General features: G+C 60.0%; 18 protein-coding genes. 13 read left to right on the forward strand and 5 right to left on the reverse strand.

Going from position 1 to position 20,095, the window contains the following annotated elements; translation table 11 throughout:
- Window positions 1-43 precede the first annotated feature (43 nt).
- From fdhD to B2X55_RS04335, 6 genes are all read left to right on the forward strand, one after another.
- Window positions 44-844, forward strand: coding sequence for a formate dehydrogenase accessory sulfurtransferase FdhD (gene fdhD, locus B2X55_RS04310; RefSeq protein ID WP_286821021.1), 801 nt, complete (start codon window positions 44-46; stop codon window positions 842-844).
- A 65-nt stretch (window positions 845-909) separates the two neighbouring features.
- Window positions 910-3,927: a formate dehydrogenase-N subunit alpha gene (gene fdnG, locus B2X55_RS04315; RefSeq protein WP_286821023.1), complete on the forward strand. Its 3,018-nt coding sequence runs from the start codon at window positions 910-912 to the stop codon at window positions 3,925-3,927.
- 10 nt (window positions 3,928-3,937) lie between these two features.
- Window positions 3,938-4,873 carry a formate dehydrogenase accessory protein FdhE gene (locus B2X55_RS04320; RefSeq protein ID WP_286821024.1) on the forward strand — a complete coding sequence of 312 codons (936 nt, stop codon included), beginning with the start codon at window positions 3,938-3,940 and terminating at the stop codon, window positions 4,871-4,873.
- Window positions 4,874-5,680, forward strand: a complete 807-nt coding sequence (locus B2X55_RS04325; protein WP_055160938.1) for a 4Fe-4S dicluster domain-containing protein — start codon at window positions 4,874-4,876, stop codon at window positions 5,678-5,680.
- Complete coding sequence (locus B2X55_RS04330; RefSeq protein WP_270528485.1) at window positions 5,680-6,363, forward strand: formate dehydrogenase subunit gamma; 684 nt, start codon at window positions 5,680-5,682, stop codon at window positions 6,361-6,363. The genes B2X55_RS04325 and B2X55_RS04330 overlap by 1 nt, the downstream gene beginning before the upstream one ends.
- Before the next feature lie 159 nt (window positions 6,364-6,522).
- Window positions 6,523-7,104, forward strand: a complete 582-nt coding sequence (locus B2X55_RS04335; RefSeq protein WP_036378329.1) for a hypothetical protein — start codon at window positions 6,523-6,525, stop codon at window positions 7,102-7,104.
- Between the two features lie 59 nt (window positions 7,105-7,163).
- On the opposite strand, the gene B2X55_RS04340 is transcribed toward B2X55_RS04335, so the two are convergent.
- A complete protein-coding gene (locus B2X55_RS04340) occupies window positions 7,164-8,708 on the reverse strand; it encodes an SLC13 family permease (protein ID WP_286821026.1) in 1,545 nt (514 codons plus the stop codon).
- Between the two features lie 188 nt (window positions 8,709-8,896).
- Window positions 8,897-10,222 (reverse strand): threonine/serine ThrE exporter family protein, encoded by a 1,326-nt coding sequence (locus tag B2X55_RS04345; protein WP_286821027.1) that lies wholly within the window; start codon window positions 10,220-10,222, stop codon window positions 8,897-8,899.
- 174 nt (window positions 10,223-10,396) lie between these two features.
- Between B2X55_RS04345 and B2X55_RS04350 the strand changes: the two genes are divergently transcribed.
- The gene (locus B2X55_RS04350; RefSeq protein ID WP_286821028.1) at window positions 10,397-12,289 is read left to right on the forward strand and encodes a M48 family metallopeptidase; all 1,893 of its coding nucleotides are present in this window, start codon (window positions 10,397-10,399) and stop codon (window positions 12,287-12,289) included.
- A gap of 38 nt (window positions 12,290-12,327) precedes the next feature.
- Here the strand turns inward: B2X55_RS04350 and B2X55_RS04355 are convergent, their stop codons facing one another.
- Complete coding sequence (locus B2X55_RS04355) at window positions 12,328-12,561, reverse strand: hypothetical protein (protein WP_278822250.1); 234 nt, start codon at window positions 12,559-12,561, stop codon at window positions 12,328-12,330.
- Between the two features lie 79 nt (window positions 12,562-12,640).
- Window positions 12,641-13,651, reverse strand: coding sequence for a YeiH family protein (locus B2X55_RS04360; protein ID WP_286821030.1), 1,011 nt, complete (start codon window positions 13,649-13,651; stop codon window positions 12,641-12,643).
- A gap of 145 nt (window positions 13,652-13,796) precedes the next feature.
- Between B2X55_RS04360 and B2X55_RS04365 the strand changes: the two genes are divergently transcribed.
- The 3 genes from B2X55_RS04365 to rbr all read left to right on the forward strand — a co-directional run bounded on the left by B2X55_RS04365 (window position 13,797) and on the right by rbr (window position 16,003).
- A complete protein-coding gene (locus tag B2X55_RS04365) occupies window positions 13,797-14,750 on the forward strand; it encodes a LysR family transcriptional regulator (protein ID WP_286821031.1) in 954 nt (317 codons plus the stop codon).
- Window positions 14,751-14,772: 22 nt separating this feature from the next.
- The gene (locus tag B2X55_RS04370) at window positions 14,773-15,357 is read left to right on the forward strand and encodes a hypothetical protein (RefSeq protein WP_036378319.1); all 585 of its coding nucleotides are present in this window, start codon (window positions 14,773-14,775) and stop codon (window positions 15,355-15,357) included.
- 97 nt (window positions 15,358-15,454) lie between these two features.
- On the forward strand, window positions 15,455-16,003 hold the full coding sequence (gene rbr, locus B2X55_RS04375; RefSeq protein ID WP_278822242.1) for a rubrerythrin: 549 nt from the start codon (window positions 15,455-15,457) through the stop codon (window positions 16,001-16,003).
- A gap of 80 nt (window positions 16,004-16,083) precedes the next feature.
- On the opposite strand, the gene B2X55_RS04380 is transcribed toward rbr, so the two are convergent.
- The gene (locus B2X55_RS04380; RefSeq protein WP_286821034.1) at window positions 16,084-16,551 is read right to left on the reverse strand and encodes a low molecular weight protein-tyrosine-phosphatase; all 468 of its coding nucleotides are present in this window, start codon (window positions 16,549-16,551) and stop codon (window positions 16,084-16,086) included.
- 221 nt (window positions 16,552-16,772) lie between these two features.
- Here B2X55_RS04380 and dcuC point away from each other — a divergent pair, with 221 nt between their 5' ends.
- From dcuC to B2X55_RS04395, 3 genes are read left to right on the forward strand one after another with little or no spacing between them, the layout of a single operon-like run.
- On the forward strand, window positions 16,773-18,044 hold the full coding sequence (gene dcuC, locus B2X55_RS04385) for a C4-dicarboxylate transporter DcuC (RefSeq protein ID WP_286821035.1): 1,272 nt from the start codon (window positions 16,773-16,775) through the stop codon (window positions 18,042-18,044).
- 49 nt (window positions 18,045-18,093) lie between these two features.
- Window positions 18,094-19,224 (forward strand): M20/M25/M40 family metallo-hydrolase, encoded by a 1,131-nt coding sequence (locus B2X55_RS04390; RefSeq protein WP_286821090.1) that lies wholly within the window; start codon window positions 18,094-18,096, stop codon window positions 19,222-19,224.
- A 32-nt stretch (window positions 19,225-19,256) separates the two neighbouring features.
- Window positions 19,257-19,922: a trimeric intracellular cation channel family protein gene (locus B2X55_RS04395; protein WP_036378313.1), complete on the forward strand. Its 666-nt coding sequence runs from the start codon at window positions 19,257-19,259 to the stop codon at window positions 19,920-19,922.
- The last annotated feature ends 173 nt before the right edge of the window (window positions 19,923-20,095 follow it).

A 20,095-nucleotide genomic window follows, 5' to 3' on the forward strand; every position in this document is an offset into this window, starting at 1 on the left:
AAACATATCAATAAATTTTAATAATGCAAAATAGGAGGAAGCTATGGTGCAGGCAAGAGAGGAAGAACTCATCGATTACCCCGTCATCCGCTATGTGAGCGAGAAGGATTCCTTTGTGGACGATCACAAGTACACATCTATGGAGTGCTATCTTGACATCTACCTCAATGGAAAGCGCTTTACGACATCATTCTGTTCACCGGGTGACCACACGGACCTCGTCATCGGCATCCTGGCGCAGATGGGCCAGATTCGCACGTACGACGACATCGTCCGCATGGATATCGACGAGGAGACGCTGCAGGCCACGGTCGTGACGACGGCGGAGGCACAGGCATGGGCCGCCGGCAATGCGACAGACCCGCGCTATTTCCGCGCCCGCGAGATCCTGGACTGCGAGCCGGAGAAGATTTTCGAACGTCCGCGCGATGTGCGCTTCAGGGCCGGCGATATCCTCGCCTGTGCCGACAAGCTGCTCGCAGAACTCGCGGCCACGCACGAGAAGACGAATGGCGTCCACAGCGGCATCATCTGGGACCAGCAGGCCGAGAAGATCCTCGTCTTCCGCGAGGACATCGGCCGCCACAATGTCTTTGACAAGCTCTACGGCTGGACGCTGCGCAACCATGTCGACATCACGGACAAGATCATCATCTTCAGCGGGCGCTGCTCGTCGGAGATGATGATGAAGCTCGGCCGCATGGGCATCTCGACGGTTGCGGCGAAGTCCGTGCCGACGACGCTCTCGCTGGCTCTCGCCAAGAAGCTCGGCATCACGCTCGTCGCGCGCATGGCCCCGGGCAGTTTCTGCATCTACACGAACCCGCAGCGCATCATCTGCTGACCGGTCGCTTAAGTCGATGTAAATACCATTTACATAAATACACGTATCAAAGGAGAGAGATTAAGATGGATTTGAGCAGACGCGATTTTCTCAAGGCCACCGGCATCGGCGGCATCAGTCTGGCACTTTCCAGCCTCGGCTTCGACCTCAATGAGGCCAAGGCAGCAGCTCATACGTTCAAGCTCAAGGGGGCACGTGAGTTCACGTCAATCTGCCACTTCTGCGCCTGCGGCTGCGGCGTCATCGGCTATGTGAAGGACGGCAAGCTCATCAACCTCGAGGGTGCGACGGACAGCCCGATCAATCGCGGTGCGCTCTGCAGCAAGGGACTCGGCTACGCGACGATCCCGAACTCGAAGGAGCGCGCGACGAAGCCGCTGTACCGTGCACCGGGCAGCGATCACTGGGAGGAGATCAGCTGGGATGAGGCTATCGATCGCGCGGCGAATGCCATGAAGAATGCCCGCGAGAAGGGCTGGAAGCAGACCGAAGAGATTGACGGCGAGACGTATGAGGTCCGCCGCACGGACGGGCTCGCCTTTATCGGCGGCTCTCAGATCAACAACGAGGAATGCTACCAGAACATCAAGATGGCCCGCGCACTCGGCGTCGTCTACATCGACAATCAGACGCGCGTCTGCCATGCCAATACGCCGCCTGCCATGAGCGCTGCCTTTGGCCGCGGTGCCATGACGAACCCGTGGGGCGACCTCAAGAATACGAAGCTCGTCTGGATCGAGGGCTCGAACCTCGCGGAATGCCATCCGATGGGCCTCAAGAATGTCATGAAGGCGCGTGAGCAGAACGGCACCAAGATCGTCCACGTCGACGTCCGCTACACGCGCACGTCGAAGATCGCGGACGAGTTCTTCCAGCTGCGCCCGGGCACGGACATCGCCTTCATGGGCTACATCATCTCGCAGATGCTCGAGCGTGAGAAGTTCGACAAGGATTACGTGCTGCGCAATACGAACGCTGCCTGCCTGCTGCGCGACGACTTCTCGTTCCACGACGGCCTGTTCTCCGGCTTCGATGAGGCCAAGAAGTCGTACACGGACAAGAAGAGCTGGGGCTATGCGCTCGGCGCGGACGGCAAGCCGCAGAAGGCCGATGATCTCTTTGCACCGAACACGGTCCTCTCGCGTCTCAAGGAGTTCTACAGCCGCTACACGGTCGAGATGGTCTCGAATGTCACGGGCATGCCGGCCGATGACATCCAGCGCGCTGCCGACATCTGGGTCAACCACGAGGGCCCGGCCATCATCATGTACGCGCTCGGCATGACGCAGCATACGATCGGCGTCCAGAACATCCGCTGCTTTACGATCATGCAGCTGCTCAAGGGCAACATCGGCATCCCGGGCGGCGGTATCATCGCCATGCGCGGGCAGCCAAACGTTCAGGCCTCGACGGATTTTGGCATCGAGTTCAACATGCAGCCGGGTTACCTCGTCGCGCCGACGCACAAGACGAACACGCTCGCGAAGTGGACGGATGCCTTCGGCACGTTCCGCCGCAAGTGGTACGTCAACATGACGAAGGCATGGTTCGGCGAGCACGCGACGGCCGAGAATGACTACGGCTTCAATTACGGCGCCATCCGCAACGGCAATCATCCAGATTCCATCTACGCGATCTTCGAGGATGCATGGCGCGGCACGATGCACGCGCTCTACCTCTGCGGCCAGAACCCGCACGTGACGAATGCCAATGCCGGCCTCGTCCACGACGGCCTCTGCAAGATGGACTCCCTCATCGTGCAGGATATCTTCATCAATGAGACGGCGGAGTTCTGGAACCGTCCGGGAGACAATCCGGCTGACATCCAGACGGAGGTCATCTTCCTGCCGGCCTGCTCCTACCTCGAGCGCGAGGGCTCCATCACGAACTCGATGCGCCTGATCCAGTGGCGCATGAAGGGCCCGGATACACTCGGCGATTCGAAGCCGGACTACGAGATCAACGACATGCTCTGGAAGCGCATCCGCGAGCTCTACGCGGACTCGACGGAGACGAAAGACGATCCGATCAAGTTCATGACCTGGGACTACCGTGAGGACCACTACCTCGAGGACATCATGAAGGAGATCAGCGGCTACGATGTCGCGACGGGAACGGTCGTCAACGGCATCGGCGAGCTCAAGGACAACGGTGAGACGGCCTCTGGCATGTGGATCTACGCAGGCTACTACGGCCGCGAGGGCAATATGACGGCGCGCCGCGGTCAGGAAGACCCGGGCAATGTCGGCATCTTCCCGAAGTTCGGCTGGGCATGGCCGGACAACATCCACATCCTCTACAACCGCGCTTCGTGCCTCGCAGACGGCAGCCCCGCAGACAAAGAGCATCCGCTTGTCTGGTGGGATGCGGCAGCGGGCAAGTGGACGGGCTACGATGTGCCGGATGTCGGCAATCGCACGGCCGGTCCCTCGACGCCGGCAGGCCAGAAGCCGTTCCGCATGAACGGTGAGGGCATCGCGCGCATCTACGCTGCACCGTATCAGGATAAGAATCCGGACGGTACGACGCGCGACGCATCCTCGACGCCGGTCGACGGTCCAATCCCCGAGCACTACGAGCCGTTCGAGAGCCCGACGCACAATGCGATGCACGAGAATGAGAACGCACAGCACAACCCGTGCATCAAGTACCCGCGCCTGCCGGAGAAGCAGCCAATCGGCACGAAGGACAAGTTCCCGTACGTGCTCTGCAGCTCGGGCATCGCGGAGCACTGGTGCTCCGGCACGGTCACGCGCAACATCCCGTGGCTCAATGAGCTCGTCAAGGAGAACTTCATCGAGATCAGCGAACAGCTCGCCAAGAAGATCGGCGTCAAGGCCGGCGACAAGGTCAAGGTCAGCTCGGCCCGCAGCTCTGTCGTCGTCAAGGCGATGGTCACGAAGCGCGCGCAGCCGCTGACGGTCAACGGCGAGGAGACGCACATGGTCTGGATGCCGTACTCCTTCGGATTCAAGGGCCTCTCGACGGGCCCGAGCACGAATTACCTGACGAATGATGCGCTCGACCCGAACTCCGAGGAACAGGAGTTCAAGGCTTGCCTCGTCAACGTAGAGAAGGCATGAGGTATTGATGATGGAAAAGAATCGAAAGGATTGCCAGGCGATGTGGCAGGACTACTTCGCGCAGCATGGCTATCTCGAGCAGACGGCCGGCTGGCAGCTCGCACTCGAGGGCCTGCTTGGCGAAGCGCTGACGCCTGTCGCGTTCCCCGAGAAAGCATCCTGGAAGGCGATGACGAAGGACGGCCTGCCGCTCTTGCAGCACAGCGAGCTGCAAGAGCATATGGCCGAAGCAGCGGCAGCCTCATTCGGCCGCGCCATATCCGAGCTGCTCGCGAGCGAGCAGCTGACGATGCCGGATGGATTGCGCCAGTCGTTCGCCTCGATGCGCACATTTACCGATACACCGGAGGAGGCAGCTGCCTTCTTTGCGTTGCTTCTTCAGCAGGCGGATGCGCGCATCCATGCTTTCGCAGAAGCGCGCGGACTCCATGAGACAGGCCTGCGCCTCCTCGGCTGGGCCGTCGTCGATGCGCTCGTGCCGGCAGAGGCCAAGGATGCAGCCGTCTGGGAAGAGATCGGCTGGAAGCGCAATTACTGTCCGGTCTGCGGCAGGCCACCTGTCTTGGCTGTCCTGCGCAAGGAGCAGCAGGGCCGCGCACGCTTCCTCGTCTGTGACGGCTGCCACACGGTCTGGCCGTACGCGCGCGTCGGCTGCGCCTACTGCGGCAACCAGGACCTCGAGAAGATGAAGGTGCTGGAGCCGGAGGGGGAAGAAGAGATGCGCCTCGATGTCTGCGAGGAATGCCACACATACCTCAAGACGTATCAGGGCGGCAAGCAGATGGACCCGAAAGCGCCGGACGGTCCGGATGCATCTGAGATCATCTACCGGCATGACTGGGCGACGCTCCACCTTGACCTCCTGGCTCAGGAGCAGGGGCTCGTGAAGCGGGGCAGTGTACTGCTGGCCGCTGCGCCGGTTTTCGATGAAGGGGAGGAAAAGTAAATGGCACAAGAAATGGCAATGCTGCACGACATCGCGCGCTGCAGCGCCTGCAGGGCCTGCATGGTCGCCTGCAAGCAGTGGCATGACCTGCCGGCTGACATGTCGACCCCGTTCGAGGGTCAGTACCAGTCGCATGCCACACTGACACCGACGACGTGGAACCTCATCCGCATGACGGAGCGCACGGACGCGAAAGGCAAATTCCACTGGGATTTCGTCAAAGTCCAGTGCATGCACTGCGGCGATCCCGCCTGTGCGAAGGGCTGCCCGGAAGAAGCCATCGACAAGCTCGACTCGGGTGCTGTCGTCATCAACGCCGACAAGTGCGTTGGCTGCGGTTACTGCGTGGCCAACTGCCCGTTCGATGTCCCGAAAATCAACAAGGAGACGCACAAGTCGACGAAATGCGACCTCTGCTTCGACCGCATCGAAGAGGGCATGACGCCGTCGTGCGCCAAGACCTGCACGGCCGATGCCCTGCAGTTCGCACCGTACGAGGAGATCGAGGAGATCGCGCGCCAGCGCGTCAAGGAGCTCCAGGAAGACGGCTATCCGGATGCCAACGTGTTCAACCCGCAGGGCGTCGGCGGCGTCCACATGATCTACGTGCTGCCGGAGAAGCCGGAAGTCTACGGCTTCAAGCCGCAGGCCAAGACGCCTGTCTCCATCGACATCTGGAAGGACGTCGTGCGCCCGCTCGGCAAGGTCGCCGGTGTCGGCGCGCTCGTCGGCGTGCTCGGCCTCGCTGCCGTCAAGGGCATGAGGGGCAAGAAAGACGATGACGAGAACGGGAAGGGGGAGAAGTGATGTCCAAGAACGTAACCTACATCAAGCGCCATAAGAAGGGGTTCATCTACTTCCACTGGATCAACGCCGTGACGTTTTTCCTGCTATTCCTGACGGCGATGCCGCTCTACACCAATAAGTTCCTGTTCCTCTACGAGGCTTTCGGTGCAGAGACGCTGCAGACCATGCACCACATGCTCGGCGTCATCTTCATCCTGAACCCGATCGTCGCCCTGCTCATCACGGCGCGTTCCGGCATCCTGACGCTGATCCGCGAGGTCCTGCACTTCGACAAGGACGATGTGAAGTTCCTCGTGAAGTTCCCGGCAGAGCTCATTGGCAAGGAGCCGGAGGGCATGCCGAAACAGGGCTTCTACAACGGCGGTGAGCGCATGAACATCCTGCTGCAGGCGCTGCTGTGGCTCGGCTTCGTCGTCTCGGGCCTCACGCTCTGGCTCGGTGCCGGTCACATCTCGCCGGCCATCCGCACCTGGATGATCCCGCTGCACAGCATCTGCGCCGGCCTCGGCTTTGCCGCAGCGATCGGCCACATCTACCTGGCCATCGGCGTCAACCCGGATTCGTTCCAGGGCATGCGCGACGGCACGGTCAAGGAGAGCTATGCCAAGCACCACCATGCAAAATGGGTCGAGGGCCTCGAGAAGGAGGGCAAGCTCGAGACAGTGGAGCGCACGGTCAAATGAGCGAGGCAATCCATCTGCCCATCTTTCCATAAAAAAATCCTGCTGCATCGCTTTGCAGCAGGATTTTTTCGTGGGCTGGCGAATATCAATAATGTATTCGATTCAGTGAGTTAAGTGAGAAAGAAGGGATCAATCATGATCTGCAGGAAATGTGGCTGTATGCTGGAATCGGGGACGCGGATCTGCCCCTTCTGCGGCGAGCCCGCGACGCTGGCGGCCAGCCCCGTCTCGGAGGGCATGCCGGAGCTCGTGCTGCTCAAGGATCTGGCGCCGGTGCCGGCGACGCGCAAGGAGACGCTCGTGGAGCTGCGGCGCCTTGCGCCGTATTTTGAGGAGCTTGACGACAAGTACGCGACGCTCGCCGACCTCTGGCTCAAGTCGGCCTACTGGCAGCAGCCGTCCAAGGTGCGCTGGATTATCGGCGGCTTCCTGCTGGCGCTTCTGCTCTACCTGATCGTCGGCATCCACCTGCCGGCGATGGCCGCCTGGATCTTCGTCGTGCTCTGGGGCGTGATTTCCTACTTCGGCTACAGCCGTTCCGCCTCGCATTACGCATCGTGTCTTCGGCAGAACGAGCGCGCCATCCGCGATATCGAGAACACGATACGCCGCCACTACAATGAGGCGAAGGACTGCTTCCTGCCGCTCGACTACACGGCCCCCTCTGTGCTGCGCGAGCTCATCGCGGGCCTCGACTCCGGCATGATCGCCTCGTTCGAGGATTACCGCATCAATAATTGAGGCAAAAAAATGCTGCATCATATCCATGGTGTAGCATTTCTTATTGCAATTTTGGCCGGTCAGCCGATGATCCAGGAGACGAAGTAGATGCAGAGCGGGATCGTCACGCAGGCGATGCCGATGACATCGATGTAGACGCCCGTGCGGATCATCTTCGTGATGGGGATGTAGCCCGAGGCGTATACGATGGCGTTCGGCGGCGTCGAGACCGGCAGCATGAAGCCGAGCGATGCCGAGAGCGCGATGGCGACCGAGACGGGGACGGGGTTTATGCCGGCCGAGATGGCGGCCGTGATGGCCAGCGGGCCGATCATGTTTGTCGCGGCTGTGTGGCTCGTGAGCTCCGAGAGCAGCAGGGCCATGATGGAGAAGATGGCGACCATGGCGATGGCAGACGGCTCGCCGCCCATCATCGCGATGATGCTGTCGCCGACCCACTTCGAGAGGCCTGTCTTGTACATCATGCCGCCCATCGCGAGGCCACCGCCGAAGAGGATCAGCGTGCCCCACTCGATGCCGTCACGCGCATCCTTCCACGTCAGTGTGAACTCGCGCTTCTTGAAGTTGACGGGCAGTAGGAAGAGCAGCAGGGCGCCGAGCATGGCGGCGACAGCCTCAGGGAAGAGGCGGTTGTACATCTTGAGCACCGGCGAGGTGCTGCCGAGTGCGATTGAGAGAAAGCCCGGCAGGATCCAGAGAATGACGGAGACGCCGAAGCAGATGACCGTGTTCTTCTGGGCGCGCGTCCAGTGGCCGAGTTCGCGAAGCTTGTCATGGATGAACTGCTCAGCGCCCTCAATCTTCGTGACATCGGCCGGGAACATGCGCGCGAGCACGATGTAGGCGATGATGAAGTAGAGGATCATCGCGATGACGCCCCAGGTCATCCACTCGAAGAAAGAGACGTGGATGTCGCACATCTGGTCGAGGAAGCCGAGCATGATGAGGTTCGGCGGCGTGCCGATCGGCGTCAGGACGCCGCCAATCGAGCAGGCGTAGGCCGTCATGAGCATGAGTCCAGTCGCGTACTTGTAGTCGTAGAGGTCGATGTTGCGGCCGTTAGCGGCAAACATCTCCTTGATGGAGGCGAGCAGTCCGAGGCAGATCGGGAACATCATGGCCGCCGTGGCCGTGTTGCTGATCCAGCCGGAGCAGAGCGCCGCGGCGAGGCCGATGGCCAGGAAGATGCGGCGCGGATTGGAGCCGACCCAGGACCGCGAGAGCAGCCAGTAGGCGAAGCGCTTGTCGATGCCGTGCGTCATCATGGCCTTCGCGAGGATGAAGCCGCCCATGAACAGGAAGATCATGGGATTGGCAAAGGCGGCGAATGCCATGCTGACGGGGACGACGCCCGTCATGACGGCGAGTGTCGGGCCGATGAGCGAGGTGACGGGGATGGAGACGGGCTCCGTGATCCACCAGATGGCGACGAGGACCATGATGGAGAGGAGTTTATGCGCTTCGAGCGTCAGCCCGTCGATCGGCGTGAAGAATACGAGCAGGGCCAGCAGCGGGCCGCCGAACAGGCCAACCGTGCGGCGGCGGCGGTCAAAGAGCTGCTCCGCCCGCTTGACGGCCAGGGCTTCTTGATTGATCTTGTTCATGGATGATGCCTCCCTTTCTGTATGTCGTGTTTCATGTTGAGTGGATATCCTGTTGACTGCGCATGTCTTTGTGTTACATATCTTATGATATAGAAATATCTGAACTTTTTCAATAGAAAAATGCTATCCAAACGATTCTTTTTAGGAATAGTTGGATAGCATCGTGCGGGAATAGCTTCAGAGCCTCCTCAATCTTCTTGGATGTAGCGCTTGTCGAGCAGATCCTTGACCGTGCGCTGCTTGTTGCTCTCGATGTAGCGGTGGATGAAGATGTTCGGGATGGCGACGCCGATGGCGATGCCGATGATGATCGTGACGGCTTCGACACCATTGCGCATCATAGTGAGCAGGGCAGATGCGGTGATGTCCTGGATGTTGAGCAGGGCGAAGAGCACGCGGTAGAGCAGCACGCCAGGGATCATCGGGATGGCGGATGGGATGGTCAGGATGATGTTCGGCGCGTGGAACCAGTGGATGGCCTTGAGCGCGAGGACGCCGACGACAGCCGCGCCGAGGAAGGAACCAGCCGTCTGCGAAAAGCCGAGCTGCAGGACCATGATGTTGCGCAGCAGGACGGTGATGATGCCGCCGACGGCGACGACGGGCAGCAGCCGCCGCGGGATGTTGAAGATGATGGAGAAGCCCATCGCGGAGATTGCGGCGGCGATGGCTTGCGAGAAGTAGATGTTGTCGGGCCGCAGGCTGACCGTCGTGAAGTCGGCGACATTGCCGAGGCGGATGGCGATGACGATGCCGAACGTCATCGCACCGACGATCAGCAGGGTGTGGATGGCCCGCGTCATGCCCGAGACGATGAAGTTGTTGAGGAAGTCGTCGACGGCGTTGATGAGCGGGATGCCCGGGACGAGGAAGAGCGTGCAGGAGATCAGAGGATACCAGTTCATGGACCCCGTCAGGAATTGCGTGGCCCAGGCGAACATCGTCGTCGCGAACGAGGTGATGGCGATGACGGCGTACGTGTTGAACGCATAGCTGGCACAGAGCCTCCTGACGTAGAAGCCGAGGAAGGCGCAGACGGCCGTGAGCACGAAGTCGAGCCAGCTGCCGCCGAAGAGCTTGCAGAAGCCGCCGCAGGCCGCGCCGGCGCCGAAGGCCGTGAGCCAGACCGGGTAGTTGCGCGGCTTGTTCTTGATGCGCAAGAGATGGCGCTCGAATTCGTGCAGCGAGTAATTCTTCTCGAGTGCACGCCAAGTCAGCTTGCTGATGGCCGTCAACGTCGTCATGTTGATGCCGTGTGTCGTGCACTTGCGGAATTCCGTGTAAGAGTGCTGCTCGTCGTTGACATTGAGCATCAGCGTCGTGTACATGACATGCTGGTGGATGCGGTCTTTCGGGATGCCCATGTAGGCCGCGGTGCGCATCATGTCGCGCACCGTGCGGTCGCTGTCCGCGCCGTTCTCCATCAACATCTGGCCCGTGTGCAGCAAGAGATGCATCTTCGTGCCGATTTCGGCGAAGGGCTCCTTGAGCACCTTTTCGTCTTTCGTCTCCATGATCCTGCCTCCTTTTTCTGCTGTTCTTCATGAAGCGAGACTATACTAGATAAAATTCCATTAAAATTATACAATGCAGGGCAGGGGCTTTCAAGGCATGGCTAATAATTGACTCAACAAAGTATTCCCATCAGGGGCTCTATCTGTTATAATCGGGGCAGTAGAAACGAGGAGGTGCTTTATTTGTATCCTTGGAAGAAGAAATTGCTGACGGTGCTCGTCTGCGGCATGCTGGGCTTCTCGGCAGTCTCTTTGCCGGCGGGGCGGGCGGAGGCCGTTGATGCCTGGGCCGTTGCCGCGCAGTCGCTCGGCATCTTTGCGGCCTACAAGTCTAGCCTTGCGAGTATCCTCGCGCTCGGCAATGATGTCAGCGCGCAGGTGCAGAGCGCGCGTCAGGACCTGCGTGAGAACGGGGAGGACGACAACCACCACGATGTCGAGGTTGTCAACCGGGTCATGAAGCAGCTCATCGACAAGGGCGACTACGTGCTCAAGGTCAACTCGCTGCCGTTCGTCTGGGGCGTCAACAACAGCAACGATTTCAATACAGCCTGCTTCCCGACAGACTACATCAGCATCAACAGGGCGCTCGTGCGCGGCCTCGAGTGCGATGAAGATGAGCTCGCCGCCGTCTTCGCCCACGAGATGACGCATGGCATCGAGCAGCACAGCGCCAAGAATTATGCCAAGGCTGTCGCGCAGTACTACGGCATGAGCTTCCTCAACATGGACGCCGGACTCATGGACTGGAACAAGCTCAATGCGCTGGCCAATTACTCCATCGCCAAGAACGTCACGCTGCCGACGGAGTACGAGGCTGATGCAGGCGGCTTCTACATCATGACGAGCGCCGGCTTCAACCCGGGCGGCCCTGCGGCGGCCATGTACCGCATGGCCTACTACCTGACGTATGAGACGCGCAATGTGCTCGAATACCAGGACCTCGACGAAAAGGCGAAGGGGCAGGAGACGTTCTCCGATCACCCGGAGACGGAGCTGCGCGAGAAGCGCCTGGCGCAGATGATGACGGATTACGGCTGCGGCCATGTGACGGTCAAGGATCGCAAGACTGTCTATATTGACGGGCAGGAACTCCTGACGGCGGACTGGACGCGCGATGACTACGACAATACAGTCGAGAATGCCTACTATGTTGCGGGCGGCCTGGCCAGGGCCTTCCATGACTATGACTCGCTTGCAGGCTGGGACTTCCGCCCGGACGGCGAGGGCGGCGTTACCTTCCTGACGGATGACCGCATCTACGGGCCGCTGCGCCACTTCGTGGCTGCGGGCAATCTCGGCGGCCGCCTGCAGCAGCTCGTAGCAGAGGCGTACGCGGGCGAGACTGCCTCCGGCGCGCGGGCCAAGATGAAGACTGCAGAAGCGGCGCGCCGTCAGGAACATTCTGATGCGCTCCAGAGTGTCTATGAGGCCGATGAAAAGGCGGTCAAGAAGATGCGCGAGAACGGCGACGCCTACAGCGACTACGCTATGGGCAAGCAGGCGCTCTGGGAATTTGCGCGCGTGCTTTCGGCCAAGAACCTGGATGATGAGGCGGCGAGCCTCGTCATGTGCGGCCGCGCCAAGGCCGTCGAGGGCGACTATGCAGGCGCTCTCGACTACGCCAACCGCGGCGTCGCGCAGGACAGCAAGAACGTCTACAATTTCCTGAACCGTGCCGACATCTACCGCATGATTGGCAACCGTGAGGCGGCACTCGCCGACTGCGCGCAGGCCAAGAAGGTCGATGCCGACAATCCCTACAGCTATCTCATGAGCGCACAGATCGAGGACGAGATGGCAAAGACAGATGAAGCGCTGGCCGACTACAGGGAATTCCACCGCCTGCGCCCCACTGCCTTCCGCCGCATCCCGCCGGAATATCTCGAGAAGATCTCGGCGAAGGACTACAAGACGTACCAGAAGGAGAAGGCCGCGAAGGACAAGGCGCGCGAGGAGGCCTGGAAGAAGAAGCAGAAAGAGAAGCAGGCCGCTAAGGCCGATGCGAAAGACAGCGCCGGCAAGGCGGTGAATGCGGAGAAGTCCAGCAAGAAAGATGTGCAATAAAAAAGAGATGCCATGAGGCATCTCTCTTTTTTTGCCGCTCAGCGGCAGTAGGCGTAGCGCGAGCCGCCGCAGCCGCGAGCCGGTGCGCAGCCGTACGAGTCATCCTGGCAATAGGACCGGCCGTTCCGGCAATACGCTCCGTTGTTGCAGGAGGCATTGTTCTGCCAGCAGCTCTCGACCGGGCAGGTGTTGTCCTCGGACGAAGCCGCCAGGACAGGTACAGAGACAGCCACGACAAGAGCCGTGGTGATGGCCATGATGATTTTCTTCATGATGGTTCCTCCTTTCTTTACCTGCCTCTATGATAGCAAAACGGTGTGAATTTTGGCTCAGCACCAGATTAGTTTATTATTAGAAGAACATGTGAACGATGCTGATGGCGAGCCCCATGATGACGAAGGAGCAGAGGATGGCACCGAGCATCGGGCGGACGCCCTTCTCGAGGATGACGCCGAAGTTGACGTTGAGGCCGAGCGCGGCCATGGCCATACCGAGCAGCAAATAGGCGAGCTGGACGAGCGACGGAACGAAATCGTTGACAAAAGGCAGGTAAGAACCGACGGCGCTGGCCAGGATGAAGCCGCCCATGAACCACGGGATCGGCACCGTCATCTTGCCCTCGCTCGCGCCGTCCTGCTTGCGGAAGCGGCGCGCCTCGAGGATGCCGATGATGATGGCGACAGGCGCGAGCAGCAGGACGCGGGAGAGCTTGGCGATGATGGCGCTGTCCGTGCCGACGGCACCGGCCGCACCGCCGGCGGCGACGGCATGCGCGATCTCGTGCAGGCTCAGGCCGGCCATGACGCCGAACTGCGCGTCCGTGAAGCCGAGGAATGGCTGCAGGCCGACCTCAATGAGCGTGAAGAGCGTGCCGAGAATGGCGACGATGGCGACGGCGAGGACAGACTGGTCAGTCTTGGCCTTGACGGCGCTCGAGACGCCCATGACGGCCGCTGCGCCGCAAATGCTGCAGCCGCAGGCCGTCAAGATGGCGAGCGTGTGCTCGACTTTGAAGAAGCGGGCGACGAAATAGTTGAGCGGGATCATGACGGCGACGATGACGACGGCAGCCTCGAGGCTCTTGAGGCCGGCGCTCATGAGGATGACGAGGTTGAGCTTGAAGCCCAGGAGGATGATGCCCGCGCGCAGGAATTTATTGGCGATGAACGGCGTGCTCTGCTGAGCGGCGGTCGTCAGAGAGCGCGCGAACTGCAGACACATGCCGAGCACGAGGGCGAGCACGAGGTGGCCAATCAGCGAGAAGCCTGGCAGTTTGGCGAGAGCCTGGCCGGCAATCGAGCAGATGAGCGTCACGATGAGCCCGATGCTCGCGCGGCGCCAGTAGAGATGAATGGATTGCATAGTATAACTCCTTATCTTCGTGGTGGTTGCAGATTTCCGTGCAATGTGATTGCGACAATCCGAATTATAGGAGAAGGGATTGAATATGTAAAATGATGTATTATAATATATCGATAAGATAATCTTATCGATAAGGGGGAATACAATGCTGGACTTTCGCGTTGGCACCTTTCTCTGCGTCTGCCAGACGATGAATTTCACGCGGGCGGCCCGCATCCTGAACATTACGCAGCCGGCTGTCTCGCAGCACATCCACTTCCTGGAGGAGGCCTACGGCATGGCGCTCTTCCGCTACGAGAACAAGAAGCTCTCGCTGACAGCGGCCGGCAAGATCCTGCGCAAGCGCTTCGTCGCGATGAAGAACGACGAGGAGGAACTGCTCGCAGAACTCCGGAACCAGGTGTCTGGCATCGAGGAGATCTCGCTCGGCGTGACCATGACAGTCGGCGAGTACGCCATCATGGAGCCGCTTGCACGGATGCTGCGCGCCCATCCGCAGCGCAATGTCCGTCTCGTCTTCGGCAATACGAAACAGCTGCTGCAGATGCTTGCAGACGGCAGCATACAGCTCGCACTCGTCGAGGGCTACTACCCGCAGGATGAGTACGAGCACGTCCGTTATAGTACGGAAACATACATCGGCGTCTGCGCCGCGCATCACGCGTTCGCCATGCCGGAGCCCAGGCACTTCCACGACCTGCTGGCAGAGCGCCTGCTCATACGCGAGCCGGGCTCTGGCACGCGCAACATCCTCGAGCGCAACCTCGCGCTCTGCGGCATGAAGGTCAGCGACTTCGTGCATTATACGGAGGTCGGCAACATGCACACGATCATCGGCCTGCTGATGCGCGATGCCGGCATCTCCTTTCTCTACAGGATTGCCGTCGAGCAAGAGCTGCAGGCAGGCCTCTTGCGCGAGATTCCGCTCGCGGGTTTCTCCATGCAGCACGATTTCGACTTCATCTGGGAGAAGGGCAGCATCTACACAGATGTATACGCCGCTTTCTGCCGCGAGCTGCGAGAATTTGCCGGGGTGGCAGAGTTTTTTTCAGACAAGCAGGGAAGAGCGGGGGCTGGGTCGAATACTCCTATAGAGTAAAGTGATTCAGGGGTGATGTGGCATGATGAGTTTGTCAGACAAGAAAGAGATATGGCGCGGCATGCCTCAGGAAACGCCGGAACAGCAGCTTTGGGCGGACAACTACTACGATGCGGAGCTCATGCCCATGGCACAGGAGCGCTTCCGTGGCCATTACGCAGCGGAGAAGCGCGATTACTACGGCCTCTTCCTGCTCATGGGGCCGCTCTGGGAGCTCTCGACCTTCACGGTCGCGCTGTTCGAGCCGCAGAACGTACATATTTTCTGCCGGAAGGAGCAGGCACTGCAGGTCAAGCTCCTGCAGCAGAACCTCGGCCTCGATGACGGCAGCCTATGCTGCACCTACATCCAGGGCGAGGACATCCCGTCGCTCTACCGTGTCATGAAGAAGCAGCACGATATCTGGGATTCGGTCGGGCGCACGGCTATCGATATCACGGGCGGCTCGTCGCTCGCCGCGCCGGCCGCGGCTATGGCAGCAGCCTGCCTCGACATCGATGTCTACCGCATCGAGAGCCAGTACTTGAAGGAATTCCACCATCACGATCCGGGTACGGAGCGTCTCTGCCGCATCCCGGCCGTCAGCGATGTCATCAGCCTTGACTGAGTATCAAGAAAATCTCAAAATGGCTGGATTTATCAAATCGATTATGTTATAATGAATTAAAATAAAAAATAACAATTATTGATTAGGAGGAAACGAAATGGCAGAGAAGAAAAATCCGTATGCAGGCACGCAGACTGAGAAAAATCTTTTAGCAGCACTGGCAGGTGAGAGTGAAGCGACGAATAAATACACGTACTTCGCTTCTCGCGCCAAGAAAGACGGCTATGAGCAGATTGCCGCTCTGTTCCTCAAGACGGCGAGCAACGAGCGCGAGCACGCAAAGCTCTGGTTCAAGGAGCTCTTCGGCATCGGCACGACGGCAGAGAACCTGCTGAGCGCCGCTGAAGGCGAGAACTACGAGTGGACGGACATGTACAAGGGCTTTGCTGAGACGGCCGAGAAAGAGGGCTTCAAGGCACTGGCAGCGAAGTTCCGCCTCATCGCAGAGATCGAGAAACATCATGAGGAGCGCTATCGCGCCCTCTTGAAGAATGTCGAGACGGCTCAGGTCTTCGAGAAGAGCGAAGTCAAGGTCTGGGAGTGCCGCAACTGCGGTCACATCGTCATCGGCACGAAAGCGCCGGAGATCTGCCCGGCCTGCGCTCATCCGCAGAGCTTCTTCGAGGTTCACGCCGAGAATTATTGATGCGCAGCTGGCCAGCGGGCCAATCGCATCTTGCAAAAAGCCTTCCCGAGAGGGGTTCCTCTCGGGAAGGCTTTTTTGTCTTATCGCGCTGGTTTCGTAAGGGAAGACAGCAGGGCCCGACATCCCTTGAGGACGTCGTCGTATGTCGCGTCGAAATTGCCGGTGTACCAGGGGTCGGCGACTTCGCGGTGCTCGCCGGCGAAGTCGAGCAGCAGGGCCGTCTTGTGCGCAGGGTCGCCGTGCGTCAGGCGCTGGAGGTCGCGCATGTTCTCGCCGTCCATGGCGATGATCCAGTCGTACTTCGCGTAGTCTGCGCTCGTGATCTGGCGCGCATGGCGCGGCGTGAAGGGAACGCCCATCTCGCGGAGTTTCTGCTTCGTGCCCCAATGGGTATCGGAGCCGATCTCATCGCGCCGGCAGGCCGCAGAGTCGATCGTGAAAACATCCGCAAGCCCCGCTTTCTGCACGAGGCCCTTCATGACGAATTCCGCCATCGTCGAGCGGCAGATGTTGCCGTGGCAGACAAAGAGTAATTTCTGTTTCTTCATGGCATGATCCTTTCGTTTGCTTGTCTGATTCATTATAGCATGTGATTTTCCGTGGGGGAATGGCAAAGATGATACACGATTACAGGATGCATCCTTTTCTGGTACACTCATGATGGACAATAAAATTATTTATAGTTATTGAAAGATAAACAGAAAATATATAGAATATATACATAGTAAAGAACTGAAAAGTCAAATAAATTTGAACGGAGGTTTTCACTATGTTATTTGCTGGAGGTCTTATTGTCATCTTGACGTTCGTGCTGATCGTCAAGAAGTACGAAGCGAGACTCGTGCTGTTCCTGGCCGGTCTCTTGATGTGCCTGATTGGGGGATTGCCGGGGGATGTCATGAAGGCGTTCACGAAGGCGATGGTCAACAATTCGCTTGTGCCGACGATCTGCACCGTCATGGGCTTCTCGTACGTCATGCGCCTAACGACGTGTGACCAGCACCTCGTACAGTCCATCTCGGGCATCCTGAAGCGCGGCCGGGCTCTGCTCGTGCCGATTTCGTTCTTCCTGACCTGGTGGATCAGCCTGGCCATCCCGTCGGCGTCGGGATGCTCGGCTGCTGTCGGCAGTATCCTCATCCCGACACTCATCGCAGCTGGTGTCCATCCGGCGATGGCAGCGGCGACGGTGCTCGCGGGCACTTGGGGCAGCGCCATCAGCCCGGGCAATGCTCACAACCCGTTTGTAGCCGATCTTGCGGGTACGGACATGATGACGGTCATCATCAATGAGACGCCGGCGTCTGTCATTGCCTCGATCGCCTGCGTCGCTGTCATGACGGTCTATGCTGTCCTTCGCCAGGAAGGCGCGACGGAAGAACGCCGCCTTGCGTATCTTGAGGCACTCGGGGAGGAAGGGGCGAAGGAAGAGGCGTTCCACGTGCGCCCGCTGCTTGCCATCGTGCCGCTTGTGCCGCTCTTCCTCTTGATCCTCGGTTCGAAGCAGGTCGGCCTGCTGCCGGAGATCAGTGTGCCGCTCTCGATGCTCATCGGCGTCGCGCTCGGCTTCCTCGTCACGCTTCAGGATGCGCAGGCGATCTGCCGCAAGTTCTTCGAGGGCATGGGCAATGCCTATGCTGATGTCATCGGCCTCATCGTCTGCGCCAGCGTCTTCACGACGGGCATGACGGCCATCGGTCTGACGGGCGCACTGACGGATCTCATGGAGGGCTCGCAGGCGGCCGCCGCGGCTGCTGGCACGTTCGGCCCGTTCTTCATCGCCGTCATCTCAGGCTCCGGCGATGCGGCGGCCTTTGCCTTCAACGGAGCAATCACGCCGTTTGCGGAGCAGTTCGGCCTCTCCATCATGGACCTCGGCTCGCTCGCGCAGATCGCTGGTGCGATGGGCCGCTCGATGTCGCCGATTGCCGGTGCCGCTATCATCTGTGCTGGCCTCGCCAAGGTCAACCCGATCGAGGTGTCGAAGCGCAATGCTTTGCCGTGCCTGGCCTCTGCCATTGTGCTGATGCTTCTGTTATAATGGACGTGTAGGTTTTATAAAGGAGATTTTTTCGATGGGATATGAAGATATGATCGATAAAAAGCGCGTGCTCTCGGAGTTTTTGGAGCTCATCGCCATTCCGTGTTCGACACATGACGAGCGGCAGATTGGTGACCTGTTGACGAAGCGCCTGCAGGAGCTCGGCGGCACGGTGCGCGAGGACAAGGCCGGTGAGGCAATCGGCGGCAACTGTGGCAATCTCGTCGCGGACTTCCCGGCTACAGATGGGCTTGAAGCCTTGCCGACGGTCATGCTGACGGCGCATATGGACTGCGTGGAGCCCTGTGCGGGCATCCACCCGGTCATCGAGGATGGCATCATCCGCTCGGATGGCACGACGATCCTCGGCGCGGATGACAAGGCGGGCGTCACGGCCATCCTGGAGGCGCTGCGCCAGCTGCGCGAGCACGCGATTCCGCACGGCCCGCTGCAGGTCGTATTCACAGTGGCCGAGGAGAACGGCGTGCATGGCTCGCAGCATCTCGACAGCAGCCTGCTGCACGCGGACATGGGCTTCACGCTCGACACGCACGGTCATCCGGGCGTCATGAGTTACAAGGCGCCGGGCAAGAACCAGATCCACATCCATATCGCGGGCAAGGCCGCTCATGCCGGTGTCGAACCGGAGAACGGCATCAACGCGATACAGGCGGCCGGCGTACTGCTCGCCGATGCACCGCAGGGCCGCATCGACGTGGAGACGACGTGCAACATCGGCCGCATCGCGGGCGGCAGTGCGACGAATGTCGTAGCCGACTCTTGCGATATCTACTACGAGTCGCGCAGCCGCGACACGGAAAAGCTCGAGCGCATCACGCAGCGCATCATCGACCACTTCAGGCTCGGTGAGGAGAGCACGGGCTGCAAGATCACGGCAGAGGTCAGCCCCGACTATGGCCCCTATGAAATCGCGAAGGATGCGCCTGCCATCAAGGCGGCGGCGCGCGCGGCAGAGAAGCTCGGCTTCCCCGTCGAGCTCGAGGAGTCGGGCGGCGGCTCGGATGCCAATCACTTCAACACGTACGGCGTGCCGACCGTTGTGCTCGGCGTCGGCATGACGAACTGCCACACGAAGGATGAGTACATCGAGGAAGAAGACCTCTATCGCGCGGCGGCCTGGGCACTTGCCATCGTCATGGAGGCCGCTGAGATGCGCTGAGAGGGCTTTGATGCGCAGAGAAAGGGAAACGTATGACTTGGATGTTGTTTGACTGGGCTGGGACGCTGGCCTTTGCTGTGTCCGGCGCGATGGTCGGACTGTCGCGCCGCATGGACATCTTCGGCGTCACGGTGCTGGCCCTGCTGACGGCTGTCGGCGGCGGCATGGTCCGCGACGTCCTGGCCGGTATCACGCCGCCTGTGGCTCTGACGGAACCGACTGACCTGCTGCTGTCAGTGGTGATGGCCGTCCTCGTCTCGGGCGGCTACGCGGCGCTCTCGATTGACCGCAAGCAGCGCCACACGATGACGCTGCTCTACGAGCTGTCGGACACCATCGGCCTTGCGTCGTTCACCGTCACGGGAACGCTGCGCGGACTGACGCTCGGCACGGGCGATCCCTATGTCTTCCCGATGATGCTCGGCGTCATCACGGCTGTCGGCGGCGGCATGCTGCGCGATCTCATGGCGCAGCGCGTGCCCGTCGTCCTGCGCATGGATGTCTACGCCGTGGCCTCTTTGGCCGGAGCCTGGCTCATGTGCTGGAGCTGGCCGCGCTGGGGAGCGGATACGGCATCCTGGCTCTGCTTCTTCTTTGTGTTGCTGCTGCGCGGCTTTGCGATCCATTACGGATGGCAGCTCTACCATCCAAGGCCGAGCAGCCGCATCTTCCGCCGCAGGAAACCGCCGAAAGCATGACTTCCTGGATATCGCCTCAAGCTGAGGCGATATTTTTTTATCTTTTTTCAAAAAAGGTGTTGACAAATAGGGCAGGACTGAGTAAAATAGTTTTTGTCAGTCAGCGAGACACAAGTTCTCCTGAGGCTGAACGAAAACAAAAGATGAGATGCGGAAATAGCTCAGTGGTAGAG

Source organism: Mitsuokella sp. UBA4253 (assembly GCF_002395285.1).
Lineage (GTDB): Bacteria > Bacillota > Negativicutes > Selenomonadales > Selenomonadaceae > Mitsuokella > Mitsuokella jalaludinii.